At 55.3% G+C, this 18362-nt stretch carries 15 protein-coding genes and 1 tRNA gene; 12 read left to right on the top strand and 4 right to left on the bottom strand.

Annotated elements, in window-relative coordinates:
- Position 1: 1 nt before the first annotated feature.
- From HMPREF2609_RS07885 to HMPREF2609_RS07850, 8 genes are all read left to right on the top strand, one after another.
- Positions 2 to 706 (top strand): nucleoside triphosphate pyrophosphohydrolase, encoded by a 705-nt coding sequence (locus HMPREF2609_RS07885; protein ID WP_070536251.1) that lies wholly within the window; start codon positions 2 to 4, stop codon positions 704 to 706.
- 458 nt (positions 707 to 1164) lie between these two features.
- Positions 1165 to 2448, top strand: a complete 1284-nt coding sequence (gene eno / locus HMPREF2609_RS07880) for a phosphopyruvate hydratase (protein ID WP_004006066.1) — start codon at positions 1165 to 1167, stop codon at positions 2446 to 2448.
- Between the two features lie 321 nt (positions 2449 to 2769).
- Positions 2770 to 3696 carry an FtsB family cell division protein gene (locus tag HMPREF2609_RS11165; RefSeq protein WP_246825620.1) on the top strand — a complete coding sequence of 309 codons (927 nt, stop codon included), beginning with the start codon at positions 2770 to 2772 and terminating at the stop codon, positions 3694 to 3696.
- Positions 3697 to 3768: 72 nt separating this feature from the next.
- Complete coding sequence (locus tag HMPREF2609_RS07870) at positions 3769 to 4356, top strand: DUF501 domain-containing protein (protein ID WP_070536249.1); 588 nt, start codon at positions 3769 to 3771, stop codon at positions 4354 to 4356.
- Between the two features lie 142 nt (positions 4357 to 4498).
- The gene (locus tag HMPREF2609_RS07865) at positions 4499 to 5455 is read left to right on the top strand and encodes a Ppx/GppA phosphatase family protein (RefSeq protein WP_070536248.1); all 957 of its coding nucleotides are present in this window, start codon (positions 4499 to 4501) and stop codon (positions 5453 to 5455) included.
- A 40-nt stretch (positions 5456 to 5495) separates the two neighbouring features.
- Positions 5496 to 8087: a S8 family peptidase gene (locus HMPREF2609_RS07860; protein ID WP_070536246.1), complete on the top strand. Its 2592-nt coding sequence runs from the start codon at positions 5496 to 5498 to the stop codon at positions 8085 to 8087.
- A 452-nt stretch (positions 8088 to 8539) separates the two neighbouring features.
- Positions 8540 to 9922 carry an NAD(P)/FAD-dependent oxidoreductase gene (locus HMPREF2609_RS07855; protein WP_048751316.1) on the top strand — a complete coding sequence of 461 codons (1383 nt, stop codon included), beginning with the start codon at positions 8540 to 8542 and terminating at the stop codon, positions 9920 to 9922.
- 68 nt (positions 9923 to 9990) lie between these two features.
- Positions 9991 to 10064: transfer RNA gene (locus HMPREF2609_RS07850), tRNA-Leu, on the top strand.
- Between the two features lie 216 nt (positions 10065 to 10280).
- Here HMPREF2609_RS07850 and HMPREF2609_RS07845 read toward each other — a convergent pair.
- The gene (locus HMPREF2609_RS07845; protein ID WP_048751375.1) at positions 10281 to 10703 is read right to left on the bottom strand and encodes a DoxX family protein; all 423 of its coding nucleotides are present in this window, start codon (positions 10701 to 10703) and stop codon (positions 10281 to 10283) included.
- Between the two features lie 233 nt (positions 10704 to 10936).
- Positions 10937 to 12199, bottom strand: coding sequence for a GmrSD restriction endonuclease domain-containing protein (locus tag HMPREF2609_RS07840; protein WP_246825619.1), 1263 nt, complete (start codon positions 12197 to 12199; stop codon positions 10937 to 10939).
- A 227-nt stretch (positions 12200 to 12426) separates the two neighbouring features.
- Between HMPREF2609_RS07840 and HMPREF2609_RS07835 the strand changes: the two genes are divergently transcribed.
- On the top strand, positions 12427 to 13329 hold the full coding sequence (locus HMPREF2609_RS07835) for a Cof-type HAD-IIB family hydrolase (protein ID WP_070450777.1): 903 nt from the start codon (positions 12427 to 12429) through the stop codon (positions 13327 to 13329).
- Between the two features lie 22 nt (positions 13330 to 13351).
- Here HMPREF2609_RS07835 and HMPREF2609_RS07830 read toward each other — a convergent pair whose 3' ends face one another.
- Positions 13352 to 13657 carry a hypothetical protein gene (locus HMPREF2609_RS07830; protein WP_239662162.1) on the bottom strand — a complete coding sequence of 102 codons (306 nt, stop codon included), beginning with the start codon at positions 13655 to 13657 and terminating at the stop codon, positions 13352 to 13354.
- A 278-nt stretch (positions 13658 to 13935) separates the two neighbouring features.
- On the opposite strand from HMPREF2609_RS07830, the gene HMPREF2609_RS07825 reads away from it, so the two are divergent.
- The 3 genes from HMPREF2609_RS07825 (at position 13936) to ilvA (ending at position 17730) form a co-directional block, all read left to right on the top strand.
- Complete coding sequence (locus tag HMPREF2609_RS07825) at positions 13936 to 14853, top strand: Bax inhibitor-1/YccA family protein (protein WP_070450776.1); 918 nt, start codon at positions 13936 to 13938, stop codon at positions 14851 to 14853.
- A gap of 148 nt (positions 14854 to 15001) precedes the next feature.
- Positions 15002 to 16348 carry an AI-2E family transporter gene (locus HMPREF2609_RS07820; RefSeq protein WP_070450774.1) on the top strand — a complete coding sequence of 449 codons (1347 nt, stop codon included), beginning with the start codon at positions 15002 to 15004 and terminating at the stop codon, positions 16346 to 16348.
- A 128-nt stretch (positions 16349 to 16476) separates the two neighbouring features.
- Positions 16477 to 17730 (top strand): threonine ammonia-lyase, encoded by a 1254-nt coding sequence (gene ilvA, locus HMPREF2609_RS07815; protein ID WP_048751320.1) that lies wholly within the window; start codon positions 16477 to 16479, stop codon positions 17728 to 17730.
- Positions 17731 to 17823: 93 nt separating this feature from the next.
- Here ilvA and greA read toward each other — a convergent pair whose 3' ends face one another.
- Positions 17824 to 18321, bottom strand: coding sequence for a transcription elongation factor GreA (gene greA / locus HMPREF2609_RS07810; RefSeq protein WP_004006080.1), 498 nt, complete (start codon positions 18319 to 18321; stop codon positions 17824 to 17826).
- Positions 18322 to 18362: the final 41 nt, after the last annotated feature.

The following is an 18362-nucleotide window of genomic DNA, read 5'->3' as shown; positions in this document are numbered from 1 at the left end:
CGTGAATGAAGATAGAGCTTCTGAGAAAACGGTAGCTGAAGTTGCCGCGCGTGCAGGGAAAGCCTTCGAGCGTCTGGTGCAGACGATGGCAACCCTGCGCGCGCCCGGCGGGTGTCCCTGGGACGCCGAACAGACTCATCAGTCCCTCATTCGATACCTCATTGAGGAATCCTATGAGGTCGTGGAGGCTGTCGAGGCACCCGAGGGTACGAACCTGCAGCTTCTACGTGAAGAGCTGGGCGATGTTCTGCTTCAGGTTCTCTTCCATGCCGATATTGCGGCGGCAGAACCGGGCGGCTTTACGATCGAGCAGGTGATCGAGGGTCTGGACGCAAAACTTCACGATCGGCACCCGAATGTTTTCAGCGATTCTTCGGACGAGTCTCGGATGACCGCCGCCGAACAACAGGTTTTCTGGGATGAGCTTAAGAAGACGGAGAAATCCGATCGAGGTCCGCTTGACGGCATTCCCCCTCATCTTCCTGCGCTGGCTCTAGCGGAGAAGACAATTGCTAAGGCTCGCAAGGCCGACATTGTGCTGCCGCCGGAGCCTACCTCCTTAGATGATGATCTTCCTTTTACCTATAGTGAGGAAGAATTCGGTGAGCTACTTTTTTCGCTTGTGTGCCGCGCGCGTCAGAATGGGCTGGATGCGGAACGTGCCCTACGCACCTATACCCGCAAGTTTATTGAGTACAACCAATAGCCTCGTGGCCGCGTAGGCTGAAGAGTATTTATCAGGCACCTTTAGATGCGATAGTTTTTCGCATCTAAAGGTGCCTGTTTTATGCCCTGAAATAGAGCTCCACTGGTTACATTCGTGGGTGGGGCATAAAGCACTACACACCTGTGTTGCGCGATGTAGAAACCGGCTCTAAAGATGTTCAATCGTTTTAGTAGAGTGTGATAAAGAACTTTGTCGTTATCGGTTGGGGTTCGAATTGGTGCCTGCGGTGCGAGGATATGCTGCGTCCACAGGGGGAATGCCTTTTGAGAGGCGAGTTTACAAGGGACTAAAGGTGTTGGATACCCTCAGGAATCGCAAAAAATCCCGTGGTAACTAGTGTGTTTGTGTGGGAGTTTTGGTAAAATTTAGGGCAACGGGACTCGCCCAACATCACAGGAGCGAGCCGTCATATCCTGTACTCTCTAAGGAGCAATTTCATGGCTGTTATTACCGCAGTTCACGCCCGTCAGATTTTGGATTCCCGCGGCAACCCGACCGTTGAGGTTGAGGTTCTGCTCGAAGATGGTGCTTTCGCACGCGCCGCTGTGCCTTCGGGCGCATCCACCGGCGAGTGGGAGGCAGTCGAGCGTCGCGATGGCGACAAGTCCGTATACCTAGGCAAGGGCGTTCTGGGCGCCGTCAAATCTGTTATTGAAGAGATTTCGGAAGAAATTATCGGTATCGACGCCGCTGATCAGCGTACTGTTGATGCAACCATGATTGCTCTGGACGGCACCAACAACAAGGGCAAACTCGGCGCTAACGCAATCCTGGGTGTTTCTCTGGCCGTCGCTAAGGCAGCCGCAGAGTCCGCAGATCTTCCCCTCTACAAGTATCTGGGTGGCCCCAACGCCCACGTGCTTCCCGTTCCCATGATGAACATCCTCAACGGTGGTTCTCACGCAGACTCCAACGTTGATATTCAGGAGTTCATGATTGCTCCCATCGGTTTCGAGAACTACTCGGATGCTCTGCGCGCCGGTGTTGAGGTCTACCACTCGCTCAAGTCCGTGCTGCACGACCGTGGCCTTTCCACCGGCTTGGGCGATGAGGGCGGCTTCGCACCGAACCTTGAATCCAACGCTGCGGCTCTCGACCTCATTATTGAGGCAATTGAGAAGGCTGGTTACAAGCCCGGTGAACAGGTTGCTCTCGCACTGGATGTGGCATCCTCCGAGTTCTATAACGACGGTGCCTACGACTTCGAGGGTCAGAAGAAGTCTGCCGAAGAGATGAGCGCATACTATGCTGATCTTGTGGCGAAGTACCCGCTGGTTTCCATCGAGGATCCGCTAGACGAGAACGACTGGGCAGGCTACAAGACCCTGACCGAGCAGATTGGTGACAAGGTTCAGATCGTCGGTGACGACCTATTCGTGACCAACCCCGAGCGCCTTGAGAAGGGCATTAACGAGGGTGCGGCAAACGCTCTGTTGGTGAAGGTCAACCAGATCGGTTCGCTCACCGAGACCCTGGATGCTATGGAACTGGCACAGCGCAACGAATACCGCTGCATGGTTTCTCACCGTTCCGGCGAAACCGAGGACGTCACCATTGCCGACCTCGCTGTGGCGACTAACGCGGGTCAGATCAAGACCGGTGCACCCGCACGTTCCGAGCGCGTGGCAAAGTACAACCAGCTGCTGCGCATTGAGGAAGAACTGGGCGATGCCGCTGTTTACGCTGGCAAGTCAGCATTCCCCCGCTTCAAGAAGGCGTAACGCGATAATATACGGACGGCTAGAACCGTATACATCATAATCTGGTGCTCTCGACTGGTACATTACCTGCGAGAGCACCAGATTTTTTATCTCCTGTTTTTCTTCGTAGACTCTCTCTATAAGGGTGCCTACGACGACGGCGCGCTTTATGGCTCTTGAACATGTATCCCTCCAAATCTAATAGCTCAGTTTTCCCTAGGGGTTAGGGGAATGTGCCAGCAATAATTCGGGTATATCACTTTTTCGGGGGATAACTCCGTCTGAACGTTCACGGTAGCTTAGAATGGTAATCAAAGACTTAGGGGCAGGGAAGGAAACTACATGATGGCTCAGCGCGACGGACGTGAACGACGCAAAAGCCCGGCGGGGCAGGAACCGCGTCGAGGTCGCACATCACGTGGCAGCCAGTCCGCCGCCGCGCGCGAAAGTCTTTCCGATGCCCCAGCATCTGCCCGTAAATCCCGTGCCCGCAAGCAGAAGGCGCATAAACCCGGTTCATCCCGCACGGCCAACACCGCGGATAAGCAGGCTCAGCAGAAGCCAACTGCGCGGCGCTCGAAGGCCACCCTGCCGCCCCCGCAGCCAGCGCATCGTGAGGCACACGAGCGGCAGGCTACGTCCACGAACGTCAAATCTTCTGCACCTGCGGCGAAGGAACCCCACATCACCGCAACCCATCGAACCGTTGAAGACCGCTCGTATTTGCAGCGCCCCGCCTGGATGCGCGCCGCTAACAGCTTCTTCGGCGCCCGTACCCGGGCACATCGCACCGATAGGGAACGCGATGCACGTGAACGCCGCATCCACCGCGAACACGATGACGATGAGAATTATGAGACTCCCGTCGCGGCACATCGCTTTAGCGGAAAATTTTTGGGCATTCTTATTATGATCGCAGTGCTCCTGCTGGGTACCGCATACCCGCTGACTAACTATGTTGATCAGCAGCGGGAAATTAACACTACCCGCGCCCGCATTGCTGAGCTCAAACAGGAAAACGTGCAGCTTCAAGCTGAGAAAACCTGGTGGCAAGACGACGACTATGTGCGCCAGCAAGCCCGCAGCCGCCTATTCTATGTGGCGCCGGGCGATACCCCGTATACAGTCACCGGTATAGATTCGGATGACGGCCGGGCTGACAGCACCTCTGCCTCCGGGAAAAATGCTCCCGAAGATTCGTGGACGAACAAACTTTGGGGGTCCCTGAACGATGGTAAGGCTCCTTCGCCTAAACCTGCTGATAAGTAACGCTGGTACGGCTGTACACGTGAACCGTGTTGTACGATAAAACCTGACGTACCGATTCTTCAAGAAAGATCTATGAGCACTGTAGAAGACCTCAAAAACCGCGCCCCGCAGGGTTTCGGCGTTACCGTAGAAACCTTGACGCCCACCGACCAAGATATCCGAGTGCTCTCAGCACAGTTGGGCCGTACCGTGCGGGATGTTATTGAGATTCCCGCACGCTGCGTATGCGGTAACCCGCTTGTTGCCGCCACAGCGCCGAGGCTATCGAACGGAAGCCCGTTCCCAACCGTGTTTTACCTGGCGCATCCGGCGATTACTGCGGCCGCATCCCGCCTGGAAGCAGGGGGTCTCATGTACGAGATGACCGATGCGCTCGCGGCCGATACCGAACTTGCGAACCGATACACCCTAGCACACGAAAACTACCTAGCCGAGCGTGAGCGCATACGTCTGATCAGCGGAACCGATGAGGTGCCCGAAATTGAGAATATTTCGGCGGGCGGGATGCCCACGCGCGTCAAATGCCTGCATGCCGTGATTGGTCACACCCTGGCGGTGGGCTGCGGCATTAACCCTATGGGGGACTGGGGTCTGGATGAGATCGCCGATTGGTGGACCCCGCAGGTTTGCGCATGTGAACCATCATGGCGGGATGCCTAATTTCAGCCATTTTTAAGAACTTTGCCCGTGCCGTTCCCTGTAACCGGTACGGGCACCTAATATGTAAGTAGCTCGACGCATTAATCTGCGGCAGGCTAGATAACCTTAAAAACCTCACGCTTTGCGTGGATTGGAGCCCATTATGCGTGTTGGCGCAATTGACTGCGGTACCAACTCTATCCGTCTTCTGATCGCTGACGCCAGCACCGAAACCGTTAACGGTCGCACGGTAACCCGCCTCAACGACGTGGTGCGGCAGATGCGTATCGTCCGCCTGGGGCAGGGGGTTGATGCCACTGGATGGCTTGCTCAAGAGGCCTTGGACCGCACTTTTGAGGCAACGCGGGAATACGCAAAACTTTTGCGTAAACACAAGGTTAAGAAGCTTCGTTTCGTGGCGACGAGTGCCACCCGCGATGCCGGAAACCGTCAGGTTTTTATGGATGGTATTCGTGACATTCTGGGTATTGAACCCGAGGTAATTACTGGCGACGAAGAGGCGGAACTGTCGTTTGCGGGCGCCGTACTGGCGGTCGGTGCCGATGAGTCTAAGACCGTAGTCTTTGACCTGGGCGGCGGGTCTACCGAATTCGTGCTTGGGACCGAAGACGGCGTGCAGGCGGCAAGAAGCGTAAATATCGGGTGTGTGCGCCTGACCGAACGGCATATGGCATCTGCCCCTGCAACCCCGGATCAGATTCAACGTGTTGAAGCTGACACCGATGCGGCAATCGACAGCGTATTGCAGAGCGTTCCTCTCGAAAAGGCTACCCGGGCCGTTGCCGTTGCCGGTACTGCAACCACGATCGCCGCCGCGGCATTGGGGCTAAAGACCTATGATTCCGAGGTTATTAACGGTTCTTCCATCTCTGTAGATACGGTGCAGAAAACGGCAGAGATGCTGCGCTCTATGACCCGCGAGGAGCGCGCCGCGCTGGGGTATATGCACCCCGGTCGGGTTGATGTTATTGGCGCCGGCGCTACCATTTACGCCCGTATCATGACTCGTTTGCATGAGATCACCGAAGGAAACATCGATTCTGTGACGGTGAGCGAACATGACATTCTGGACGGTATAGCACTATCCCAGGTACGTTAAGCATGTACAACTAACACCCAACGACGGTAGGTACACAGGTATGACGCGTTCCAACCACATCGCCATGATGACGCGCACAAGCATACGTCGGGTCGTAGCACTTCTCGGATGCGGGGCGCTCGCGACTGGCTTAGCCCTATCCGGAGCTCCTGCTGCTGCCGCTCCGACGGCCTCACCAACCCCTATAACGCTCACTCCCGCTGAAGCCGCCGTTCTAGGTAAGGACGACGTTCGTCAGCACGAATATTGGCTTACCGACTACAGGATTGTGGATGCGTGGAAACAATCTACGGGATCGGGCGTGACGGTTGCGGTCATTGACACCGGCGTCGACGGCACCCACCCGGATCTTGTAGATAACGTGCTGGAGGGCTATGACGCTTCTGGCGAGGGATCTCCTAACGGTTGGCAGGGGCTGGGCGTAGAACCCATGCACGGCACCGAAGTTGCATCCCTGATTGCCGGTCACGGTCATAATGTTTCCGGTATTCCTAAGATTGCTGGTCAGCCTGGTAAACCTGCGGGTGTTATCGGCGTGGCGCCGGATGCCAAGATTCTGCCTATCTCCCTTAACATGGTCTCGAATGCTGAGAAAAGTATTGATGAGCAGATTCCCGCCGCCGTGCGTTATGCGGTAGATCATGGCGCGCAGGTCATCAATCTTTCTATTGGCTCGAATAAGACGACCTGGCCCAAGAGCTGGGACGATGCTTTTGCCTACGCCGAAGAGAAGGGCGTGGTCGTCGTAGCATCCGCCGGTAACCGTGGCAGCGGTATTACCCAGGTGGGTGCCCCGGCGACTATTCCGGGGGTACTGACGGTTGGCGGCGTGGATCGTCAGCGTGAGGCTTCCAAGGGCTCTTCGACTCAGGGTATTTCTATTGGTGTGACGGCGCCGAGCAACGATATGATTGCTGCCGCACCGGGGAATAAGTACATGATATGGTCGGGGTCTTCGGCGTCCGCTCCGTTGGTTTCTGGCCTTGCTGCGTTGATTAAGTCTAAGTACCCCAATCTGAGCGCGGCTCAGATTATTCAGCGTATTACTGAAAGTGCCGACGACACTGGCGCTGTCGGGCGTGACCCGGTGTATGGGTTTGGCATCATAAATCCGCTGATGGCTCTGGACCCTTCAACCCCGCAGGATGCTACGGAGAATCCGCTAGGGTCGCTGAAGGCATGGATTGCAGTGCATCGCCGTCAAGAGGTACCTGCGCCAACTCCCGCCGATGCTTCGGCCACACCGGTGCATGAAGAAGGCGAGACTATCGTTAAGGCGAAGATTCCAGAGCCCAGCCGCCCGGTTGAGGATCGCGGATTTTTGCCGTTTATCATCGTGGGGGCTCTTTTTGTCATTTTGGGGCTGCTCACGGTACGCAGCGTTCGTCGTCTGCATCGCCTGCACGTTAATGTGCGCGATGTAGTGCCGCATCCTCATCTGCACGGGCACGGTGAGCCAAAGCAAGCTTCACACTCTAAACCTTCCGCAGTTTCGGTTGCTGTTCCGGAGGCTTCCGCTCCGGTCGCTCCCGTTATTCAGTTGCCCGCTGCTAGCGCACCCCAGAGCCCCGAACCTGAGACTGCTGCGCAGGCACAAACACAGGTTGCACCTGTCTCTATTCCCTCCCCGGCACCAGACGCCGCAGTCGCGATGCCGTCGGCGCCCTCCACCCTCGATCCCCACCCCGCGGCGGATCAGAGCCTAGATAAACAACAGGATGCACCTACGGGTCAAAAGAGCGCAGCTGCAGCGGGTACCGAGCAGAGCGCCGTGCCCACGCAGCCTCCTGCCATCGTGCAGAACGTTGGCACAACGGAGCACAATGTTGACTCGGCACAGAACGTCGGCGCAGTACAACCTGCGGCATCAGCATCAAGCGTGGCTGAACAGTCAACGGTGGCTACAGGACAGCCATTACCTCAGACGCAGAAACCGGCAGAGTCTCAGCAGACCGACCAGCACAATACGATAACGCAGGTTCCTGCTGTCCCCATGAAGGCGAAGCAACCGACAGATCAGGGGAGTACGCCCGCACAAAAACCCGCCGCATCTGAACCTCAGGAATCAGAAAAACCTGCTTTGACTCAGACTGTAGCTCAGAGCGAGGGCGTATCTCGCACCCCGCAGAGTCCCGCCGCCGAGCCGGTTAAGGACTCGACCGTAGGGCAGGAATCCTTCGGTCTTGAAGCGTTACAGGTATCGGCAGATACGATCGGGAAAGCTTCGTACCGGCCCGCTCAGAAGAACGGTATGGCAAAGCATCGAACCCATCACTTCGGCAGGGGTCCGTTACCCCCGCATCGGAAACCTCGTCTGCCTCATATTTCCGGGATTAAGCGCCAAGTTCCGGAAACAGGTGTTCCAGATGTTCCTGACGAGGCAGCGAGTTCAGCATCCGTACAGAATCCTACGGGGCAGAACGGTCGCCCAGCATCAGCGCCGCGAAAGGTCGCTTCCGCCCAGAAGAAGCATAATATGCGCACGCCGCGCAAGAAGACGGCTAACTCGTCGCGCCTTCGTCCACAGGGTGCCGCTTCGGGGCGTTCCTCAATACCCGCCGCACCGGAATCCGGCGTTCCAGAGCCTTCATCGGCTCACGAACCTGAGTCACAGAACCCTAGCTCCTCATAGTGGTGGTGAAAAGCACGCAGTTAATAAACAACTCCGATAAAAATATGGAAGAAAACTTCGTGACTCCTAACACCCGGTCTATGGGTAAAGCAAAGGTTTAAAACACCCTAAGGACGCGCTACATGATGCGGAACGTAACCCCGCTGACAGGGCAAAACCTCGGCGCGTAAACGCGAAACGTTATCATCCAAGGGCATTTTTCCTTGCTTCGTATACCTGCATAAATGTGTTTTCCTCGGGATGAGCGCGTAAAATAGCGGTATATAACATGCAGGAAAATAGTGTTTTCGCGTTTGCGGTACCGAGCATCGGGGCTTACGGAGAAAGCTTAAGAATTTCTGTTCGTTCACATGTCCATGTATCCTGCACTCTGGGAAGCACATGTGAGCGTATCATTGAGTGCTCGCGCGCTAAAGCGCAGTGGGTAAACAAAATCTAGGAAGTAGCAATATATGTCGTTTCATAAGGCACAGGATCGTCCCCGTATTCTTATTGTCGGTGGTGGCTACGTAGGCTTTACCGTCGCCAAGAAAATCCAGAAGGCTATCAAACAGACCGGTGGCGTGGTAACCATCGTAGAGCCTAACCCCTATATGACTTACCAGCCGTTCTTGCCCGAAGTCGCTGCGGGCTCGATGGAAGGCCGTAACGCTACCGTTCCGCTCCGCCAGCACCTGCGCGATACCGAGTTGATTCCCGGGCATGTTGTCTCCGTTAACCATGCAGAGCGTACTGCTACAGTTGAGCCCATCGACAATGGCGAACCCTTCGAACTGAAATATGATGAGATCATTCTCGGCGCTGGCGCCGTGACCCGTGCGTTCCCAATCCCCGGTCTTGCCGAAGTTGCTATCGGCATGAAGACTGTCGAAGAAGCCGTCTCCGTGCGTAACTGGGTGCTGGAACGTATTGAGGTTGCATCCGTACTGGATGACCCCGATGCACGCCGTCGCGCTCTGACCGTCGTCGTCGTAGGCGGCGGTTTCGCCGGTGTTGAGACCATCTCCGAACTGGAAGACATGGCGCGTGAAGCTGTTAATCGTAACGACCGTTTGAGCGTATCTGACCTGCGCTTCGTGATGATCGAAGCTGCGCCGCGCATCATGCCGGAGGTTCCGGAAGACCGTGCCGAGAAGGTTGTGGCTGAGCTTCGCGCTCGCGGCATTGAGGTTCTGCTCAATACCTCCCTCTCGGACGCTACCGACGGTCACCTGCAGCTCATCAACATGACAGATAAGTCGCCCGCTGGTGAGATGGATACCGATACGCTCATTTGGACTGCTGGTGTTGCTGCATCGCCGATGCTCAAGAACACTGATTTCCCGATCGACGAGCGCGGTCGCGTTCGCGTGAACGCAGATCTGCGTGTGGCTGGCGATAATGGCGTGGTCGAGGGCGCTTGGGCGGCTGGCGATAACGCTGCCGTTCCCGACCTTTCCGGAGGCGGCGTGGGCGGCTTCTGCGTACCAAACGCACAGCACGCATCTCGCCAGGCTTTGGTTCTCGCCAAGAATATTCTGGCATCACGCCGCGGCGAGCCTCTGACCGACTACTACCATGAGACCATCGGTGTGGTTGCCGGTCTAGGTCTGTGGAAGGGCGTTGCAAACTTCAAAGGTAAGACCCTTGCAGGTCCGCTCGCATGGATTATGCACCGCGGCTACCACGGTTCTGCAATCCCCACGACCGAGCGTACCGTGCGCGTTATGACGACCTGGGCGCTCAACCAGCTCTTTGGTCGTGACACCACGACAATTCGCCACCAGCGTTCCCCGCGTCTCGCTTTCCAAGAGGCTACCGGAACGGCACCGGCGAAGACTAAGGCAAAGCTCTAACGAGCTTAAAGCGTCGAAACCCGCAAACTAATGCTATTCTTAGTAATGGTCTTGCGGGTTTAGACTTTGCCCCTATAGCCCAATTGGCAGAGGCAGCGGACTTAAAATCCGTCCAGTGTGGGTTCGAGTCCCACTGGGGGCACGCTATAATAGCCCGTCGCATCCAAATGTTTTATCGGATGCGACGGGCTATTTGTATGCCTTGGGAGGCGAGCGTATCTCTACCTTATGAGAATCATGGGATCGCTGGGTAGGGGAGAATCCACGGTATATAAAGAAGGCACCGTCGCGACGACGGCGCCTTCCGGGTGGGTAGACGAATGAGTGATAGATACGTTCTGGAAGAACGCTCAGGCGGTTAAGCCTCATTGCGACTGAAGAACGAATCTAGTGAGTACCTGCCTCCACCGGTCAGAATGAACATGATGGCTGCCATGCCCAAGACGAAAACGTACTCGAAGCCTGCGCCGGTCTTCTGATCGGTGATGAAGGGGTCGTTGATGTGAACAAAAATAAAAGCACCTGCCATAGCGATTGCGATGGCGGCGGCCGCAAAACGAGTTCCTAAACCAAGGATCAAGAGAGCTCCGCCAATAAGCTCGGCACCAATGGTAAAGTACGCCGAAAGCTCGGGTGCAGGAATACCCATTTTGGCGAACGCTGCACCTTCTGCTGCGGGACCGATCAGGAATGCCTTCTGGAAACCGTGCATGACAAAGGTGAAGCCCAGCGCTACGCGGAAAATTAGGGTGCCAACAGATTTAGTTATTTCATTCTTCATAACTACAAGGTTGTCAGGTAAAGTTTTATCAAGCAAAGGTAAACATCTATAAATCTTTTTTACATAGGTTCTACACAGCTTAAACACAGGTTCGGCGTGATGCTGCACTCTTAAAGAGTCTATATGGGCCTCAAGATGAAGAATTGTGACAGTAAACCCCCGCCCTGACTGCTTGTCGGGGCGGGGGTTTATGCATCTGTAGGGGAGCGCAGACGGAGGTAACGTTCAGAAACTTAGCGTGCTTCGCATGCTATGCCGTCACCGTCACGGTCAAGATGCTCGGAATATCCCGGTGCACCGCGGTGCATATTACGATACCCTGCGGCACGGGCATCAGCGCAGGTTTGAAATGCCAAAGCCGGGGCGGGGTTCTGCGCGGGAGGTGCATCCACCTGGGGCACAGGAGCAGGGGCACTCGCCGGGACTACAGGAGCAGGGGCACTCGCCGGGACTACAGGAGCGGGGGTATCAGGCGCAGGCTTCGGAGCTGGTGGTGCTTCTGCGGCTCCTGCGCAGGGTGTAAGAACGTTGATCATAGCCTCTTTTTCGGCTGGTTTGACCCACAGGTGGTACTTAGCTTTCACCCGAATCTGACGTGCCACATAAGAGCAGCGGAATGATGCGTTTGCTGGCAGCCAGGTGGCGGCATCCGAATCGCTTTTCTGCTGATTCGCAGGACCATCAACTGCCAGAAGGTTTTCGGGATCATTGGCGAGTTGTAAGCGTTCTTGAGCTGAAATCTCCTGAGCACCCGACTGCCAGGCGTCGGAAAGCGCCACAACGTGGTCGATCTGAACCTGCTCCGAGGTATCTTTCCCACGCATGAAATTAATGACCTTCCCGGTGTAAGGATCGTTAAGAATGCCCGAGATCACCACGCATCCGCGAGAGTTTTTATGCTGTTTTGCAGTGAGATCCCGGTTGAGAATGTCATTGCGGGTATCGCATCCGTTACGGTCGATATCGCTCCAGGCATCTCCGAACTGGGCACGGGAGTACCCGGTCTTAGGGGCGCGGCCTTTAACGGGAAGGGTATTGAGGATGCGCAGGGCCTCACTAGCCTCGTCAGATCCTATAGGCGCCGTTCCTTGAGGCTCAACGGAGCTGGTATCAGGATTGACGATAGTGACGGTTCCGGGGCGAATTTGGGAACCCGGATGAGCCGTCGAAGTATCGGCATTATTCTCTTCGGGTGATTCACCTACCTCGGTCACGGTGGGTGTTTGTTCCGAATCCTGCGCGGAAACCGTGGGTTGCTGTGAGGCCTCCGTGCTTTGTGAAGAAGTAGAAGAGTGTTCGTTCGCTGAGGGGGTGCTGGACGCAGAGACGGTAGACTCAGAAATTGTGATAGTTTCAGAGGAGCATCCGCTCAGCGCAAGTCCTAGGGCTAGAAAAGCTGCGGAAAATCTTGTACCGAGTTTCAAGGAACGCCCTTGATCTGATGCAGATGACCAAAAAACATGCGCGTCAGAGCGCGATGGCAGTGTTTTTAACATCAATGATTCCTAGAGATTGTATGTGTGCATAGAGTGAATGCTTTTCACAGTATAGAAAGAAAACGCCCGTAAAGGGGGAATTTTGGTGATGTCACACGATTTGTGTATATAAAGAAACTAAAATTAATGGAGAAATGTGCGGAGCAGAACGATATTCTCTCCCGCGTACAGTCAGCTTGTGTTTATAAACGTAGCCTTTGTACATGCCGATTATTAGAGGAACCCCAATGCCCACACAGCAGGAAAACCGCAGTAACAAGCCCGTGCGTATGGTTGCCGTAGATATGGATGGTACTTTCCTGAATGATGATAAGACGTTCGATGTTGAGCGTTTTGAGAGAATCCTAACCTGCTTGTCTCGGCATGGAATTTATTTTGTGGTGGCAAGCGGAAATACCTACACGAAATTACGCCAGTATATGCATGGTTTTGAACATCGAGACATTATTTATATCGCAGAAAATGGTGCCTATGTAGCGGATGATTCCGGGGAACTTGCGGTGCATCATTTTGCTGCCGAGGATCTGCCGCGTGTGTACGAGATACTGAACGGTATGCCTCAGCTTGGGATCGTTGTGTGTACGGAAGAGAGCAGCTTTATACTGGAAAACCGCGAAAAAACGGTTATGAACATTATCCGGGACTATTTTGAGGTGCAGGGTAAGCCGCTGCCGCAGAATATCGATCCCTTCGCTTTTGCCAGTATGTTTTATCCCGGAACCGAGCGTATTAGTTCTTACGAGCAGGTGCGTGGTGTTCCCATCAAATTTTCTCTGCAAGTAACGCATCGGGATCTGCCGGATGCTACAGCACAGTTACGGCGCACCCTGCCGCAGACGGTAACCCCGCTCGTTAGTGGTTTCGGTGCAATCGACCTGGTGCGTGCCGGTGTGAATAAGGCAACGGGGCTGAAAGACCTGTGTGATCGTTTGCAGATAACCCCTACTCAGATAGTAGCCTTTGGCGATAGCGATAACGATCTTGAGATGCTCTCGTTCGCCGGTACCGGTGTGGCAATGGCCCATGCTTCAGACGAGCTCAAGGCTGTGTCTCAGCGGGTGATTGGCTCGAATAATGACGGTGCGGTGCTCGACTATTTAGAGAGCATGCTCGACGAATTAGACGGGTAAGCCCCCGTACCAATAAAGGAGTTTAGCTCTTATCCGACTTGCAATGTGGGTTCCCTAGCCTCCGCGCTGCCTCCACCACGGCGGCGCGACGTTTGTGGTGCTCTTCCTCGGTAGGTTCGCCGCAGAGCATGCGAGATACCTGCGGCATAGCCGACCACCACCCCACGATAGCGAGAATAAAAAGTACAAGATAGGCGGCGTCTATATCGTCCGTGACGGAACCTGCCTCTTGCCCAGCGCGCACCGCATTCGCTTTGAAGGTGTAGTGACCGCGCCTGGGAGCAAGCCTGGGGCCTGTTATCGGCGCGTTACCCTTAGCGTTCACCACTCTCATACTTTTGCTGGTGGGCTTCCTAATTCTGGCTTTGCTTTCACTCGCGGCCGCTTCGCGAATAAACAATCGGCTAGTTTGAATGAGGTCCGTAATTTTGAGCGCCTGCAGAAGTCTTAAACTGTGGGGGAGTACAGCTTAGGGTGAAAAAAACATGATGGCACCTCAAAATTACCCTGGAATATGAGCTTTTATGGAGGAATAATCCCCGGAATCTCTCAGAATTCGATAGAATATTGAGAAACTCTTTGTAAATCTCACCGAAGGAGAGAATGATGGCGGGTAACCCGTTTATTAATTCAATCGCCAAGCAAAATAAGCAAGGCGATCCCCGTTTCGGGCGTTTTGGTGCGGGTGGTTCCTCGTCACAGGGTCAGTATCAGGCACAGCCGAACTACTCCAGTGAACCGCAGCAGTACGGTCAGCAGACCTACGGGTATGGTCAGCCGCAGCAAGCGAACTATGACCAGTACCAGCAGGCGCAGTACGATCCGTATGCACAGCCCGGCTATGCTCCCGTTGCCGAGGGCGACCGCCTCACCATGAACGATGTGATCATGAAGACCGGTCTGAACCTGGCTCTTGTGGTGCTCGGTGCCGCAGTTTCCTGGTATCTGCCCTACCTCATGTTCGTGGGCCTTATCGCAGGTCTGATCCTGGGTATCGTTAACGCCGTCAAGCGTAAGGTTTCCCCGGCTCTGGTTATGCTGTACTCCGTGTCCGAGGGCCTGCTTTTGGGTGGTATATCCGGTCTGCTCAATAAGAGCTACCCGGGCATCGCTATTCAGGCTTTGCTGGCAAGCGTGATTGTCGCCGGTCTTACTTTAGCTCTCTTCGCAAACGGTAAAATCCGTGCCACCCCGAAGATGACCAAGATCTTCATGATCGGCATGTTCGCTTACCTGATCTACGGTATTGTTTCCTGGCTCGGTGCGGGTCTGTTCGGTTCGCCCCTGGGCAGCCTGAGCATCGGCGGTATTCCGCTGGGTCTGATTGTGGGGCTGTTTACTGTTGCTATGGCAACCTACTCGCTTCTGCTGGATTTCACCAACACTGCCGAGGCGGTGGAAGCAGGTCTTCCCGAGCGCGAGTCATGGCGTTTGGCATTCGGCCTGACCGCATCGCTGGTCTGGCTGTACATTGAGATTCTGCGTATTCTCATGTACATCAACGAAATGGTCAACAGGGACTAACAGCATTGAGGATACGGCGGTACTCACAACCGGTGGGTGCCGCCGATTCTTTGTTTTGAGCCTGCTAGACTTGCGGAATAACTATATGCCGCAGCAACGGCATGGGCGAGAGACGATTTCTATAGCACCGACTTTTCAGGAGATTTGAGTGAGCGAATCCGTAGCCGGACAGAAAACCGGCAGCACGCATCAAAACCTAACGGCAGGGGAGGGCGAACAGGATGTGCGGGCACAGAAATTAGCCCGTACCGGCGTACCCTACGCTCTTAATACCGCGGCGGCGTGGTCGTGGCGTCTGATCGTGGTGGTCGGTGCCGTGTGGCTTGTATGGCAGGGGCTTTCAAAGGTGTCTCTGCTGATTATTTCGGCGATGGTAGCTGCGCTTTTGGCTGCGCTTCTAAGCCCCGCCGTCTACGCTATGCGTAAGCACGGTATTCGTGCTGGCGGTGCGACCGCTATCGCCGAACTCGGCATGATTTTAGGAATTGCCGCTTTACTGGCCCTTACCGGGCAGCAGCTTGTGCGGGGGTTTGTCTCGCTTACCAACAACGCCATTCAAGGGTATCAGCAGCTCGTGGACTGGCTTAAGAGCATGGGGTATGAGCTGGGCGCTGATCAGCTTAACCAGATTCTTAATCAGATAGAACAGGCGGTGAGCAATAACCCCTCAACCGTTTTGCGGAGCGTATCAGAGGTTGGTTCTACCGCTGCGGAGTTTGCCACCGGCGTGCTTATTACTCTTTTTACCCTCGTCTTCTTCCTGATGGAGGGAGAGCGCATCTGGCTGTTTATCGTCAAGCTCTTCCCGAAACAGGCACGCGATGCGGTGAACGGCGCGGGCCGTGCAGGGTGGAAGTCCCTGGGCGCTTATGTGAGGGTGCAGATCTTGGTGGCCGCTATTGACGCTGTGGGCATTGGTGTTGGCGCCGCCATTTTGGGGGTTCCGCTGGCGATTCCGCTGGGCGTTCTGGTTTTCTTAGGGTCTTTCATCCCGGTTATTGGTGCTCTTATATCTGGGGCGGTCGCCGTCCTGCTGGCACTGGTAGCTTTGGGACCGGTTCAGGCGCTCATTATGATCGGCATTGTGCTGTTGGTGCAGCAGCTTGAATCGCATATTCTGCAGCCGCTCATCATGGGTAAAGCGGTCTCGCTGCATCCGCTCGCCGTGATTTTTGCGGTGGCAGGCGGGTCCATGATTTTCGGCGCAGCGGGTGCACTATTTGCGGTTCCCGTGCTCGCCGTTGTGAACTCGGTTGTGCGCTACTTGGCTGCACGGCAGTGGGAGGATGACCCGGAGCTGCGCCGTGAAGAGTTCCTCTTCCCGCATGAGGTTGAGCGCCGTGAGAAATCAAAAAAGCGTGAAGAAAAAGCACAGAAGGTTGTTGCGCAGGCGCGGGAAGCGATTCGTGGTGAAGACGATTCCGAAGGCACCGCACTTGAGACTAGCTCTGCACAGGCGACTAAAACTGTCTCGCCTTCCAAAGCCGATATGTAATTGTGCAGTTTCCCTCCAGAAAAGCCCGCGTGAGATGAATAACGTGGGCTTTTCTGTTCTGTATTAGGCTTCTTCATCGCCTAAAATAGAGGGCAGAAGCTGATGAGAGCGTAAAGAACGGATCCGATGTGAACGCACCCCTAACCGATCTACCCGTAACCCTGGAGAATATCGAGACAGCAGCGTCGCTCCTCGACGGGGTTATCGAGCGAACCCCTGTGGCGCATTCTCGTGCCCTGAGCCTCAAACTGGGGTCGGAAGTTTTCTTCAAATGTGAGAATTTGCAACGTGCGGGCTCCTTCAAAGTGCGTGGCGCCTATGTGCGCATGGCAAAACTCAGCGATGCAGAAAAGAAACGTGGCGTGGTGGCCGCATCTGCGGGTAACCACGCGCAGGGTGTTGCTCTCGCAGCGGCAAAACTGGGTATCAAGGCGCGTATTTACATGCCCCTAGGTGCGGCCCTTCCGAAGGTGACCGCAACCCGCGACCACGGTGCCGAGGTCGAACTGCACGGTACGACCGTGGACGAGGCGCTGGCTGAAGCAAAACGCTATGCCGAAGAGACCGGCGCGGTGTTTGTGCATCCCTTCGATAATGAAGATATTATCGCGGGTCAGGGAACGATCGGTTTGGAAATCCTGGAACAGGTGCCTGAGGTCGATACCATCATTGTGGGTGTTGGCGGAGGCGGCCTGCTCGCTGGTCTTTCGGCGGCGGTCCGTGCGAAGGAAGACCAGTTGGGTAAAAAGATTCGCATTATTGGTGTGCAGGCTGAGCATGCGGCGGCATATCCGCTTTCCTTGGCTGCGGATGCGCTCGTCCCGTTGAAGAAGGTCTCGACGATTGCAGATGGCATTGCGGTGGGGCGCCCCGGTCAGTTACCGTTCTCCATTATCAAGAAGCTTGTCGACGATGTAGCGACAGTGAGTGAAGACGATATCGCCCGCGCCCTTATCTTCTTGATGGAACGCAATAAGCTGGTGGTTGAACCCGCCGGATCGGTTCCGGTGGCGGCGCTCATGAACGGCAAGCTCAAGGAAACATACGGCGATTTGGGAACTGTCGTGTGTGTGCTCTCGGGCGGCAATATCGACCCGATGCTCATGCTGAAGGTGATTCAGCGTGGTCTTTCGGCGGCAGGTCGGTATATGACGATTAAGATGATGCTCTCAGACCGTCCGGGTGAGTTAGCGACGATCTCGCGCATCATTTCGGAGAATGACGCGAATGTTACTGGTGTGGATCACACGCGCGTGGGCGGTTCCCTGTCGATGGGCGATGTCTCCATTACGATCGATATGGAAACCAAAGGCGTGGAACACTGCCGTCAGGTTATCTCGGCCTTGGAGGAAGAAGGCTTCAAACCCATCGTGGTGTACTAATTTTTGAGAGGTCATCTGGCATAAAACCACAGGATATAAAGGTGGGGTTCGGTCATAAACCGAACCCCACCGTGCGTTTAAAGCTTCGTGATTCTAGCCTTGGAAAGGCTTGACTGAAACAATCTTCGCGGTCAATTCCTTGCCGTTGGGAGCAAGATAGGTGACTTCATCGCCTTCTTTGGCCCCCAGAATCGCCGCACCCATCGGAGACTTTTCCGAGAAGACCTTCAAATCAGAGTTGGCGGGCAGAGTCTCCTCAATTTCGCGAGAGCCCAGCAGGAACTTCATGGAACGGGAAGCTACTTCGGCCTCAATAACCATGCCGAGGGCAACCACACCGTCATCGCTGGGGGCGTCTCCTACCTGGGCGTTTTCTAGAAGATGCTTAAGCTGGTTGATGCGAGCTTCGTTTTTACCCTGCTCATCGCGTGCCGCATGGTATCCGCCGTTCTCACGCAAGTCTCCCTCGTCGCGAGCGGCGGCGATGCGGTCAACGATTTCTTGACGATACGGACCTGAGAGATATTCAAGCTCCTGGGTCAGCCGATCGTATGCGTCCTGAGTGAGCCATGCGCCGTTGCTTTCAGCCATGCTTCTCCTTTGGTTATGCTCCGGTATAAACCGGCGCGTTG

The organism is Rothia sp. HMSC058E10 (assembly GCF_001809415.1).
GTDB classification, from domain to species: Bacteria; Actinomycetota; Actinomycetes; order Actinomycetales; family Micrococcaceae; genus Rothia; species Rothia dentocariosa.
This window is presented reverse-complemented; position numbering and strand designations above follow the sequence as displayed.

Bases quoted from the DNA above. Each gene is read 5' to 3' on its own strand.
- HMPREF2609_RS07860 (WP_070536246.1), top strand. From the start codon at position 5,496: ATGACGCGTTCCAACCACATCGCCATGATGACGCGCACAAGCATACGT.
- HMPREF2609_RS07845 (WP_048751375.1), bottom strand. From the start codon at position 10,703: ATGAAGAATGAAATAACTAAATCTGTTGGCACCCTAATTTTCCGCGTA.
- HMPREF2609_RS11165 (WP_246825620.1), top strand. From the start codon at position 2,770: ATGATGGCTCAGCGCGACGGACGTGAACGACGCAAAAGCCCGGCGGGG.
- HMPREF2609_RS07855 (WP_048751316.1), top strand. From the start codon at position 8,540: ATGTCGTTTCATAAGGCACAGGATCGTCCCCGTATTCTTATTGTCGGT.
- HMPREF2609_RS07835 (WP_070450777.1), top strand. From the start codon at position 12,427: ATGCCCACACAGCAGGAAAACCGCAGTAACAAGCCCGTGCGTATGGTT.
- HMPREF2609_RS07840 (WP_246825619.1), bottom strand. From the start codon at position 12,199: ATGTTAAAAACACTGCCATCGCGCTCTGACGCGCATGTTTTTTGGTCA.
- eno (WP_004006066.1), top strand. From the start codon at position 1,165: ATGGCTGTTATTACCGCAGTTCACGCCCGTCAGATTTTGGATTCCCGC.
- HMPREF2609_RS07865 (WP_070536248.1), top strand. From the start codon at position 4,499: ATGCGTGTTGGCGCAATTGACTGCGGTACCAACTCTATCCGTCTTCTG.
- HMPREF2609_RS07825 (WP_070450776.1), top strand. From the start codon at position 13,936: ATGGCGGGTAACCCGTTTATTAATTCAATCGCCAAGCAAAATAAGCAA.
- HMPREF2609_RS07870 (WP_070536249.1), top strand. From the start codon at position 3,769: ATGAGCACTGTAGAAGACCTCAAAAACCGCGCCCCGCAGGGTTTCGGC.
- greA (WP_004006080.1), bottom strand. From the start codon at position 18,321: ATGGCTGAAAGCAACGGCGCATGGCTCACTCAGGACGCATACGATCGG.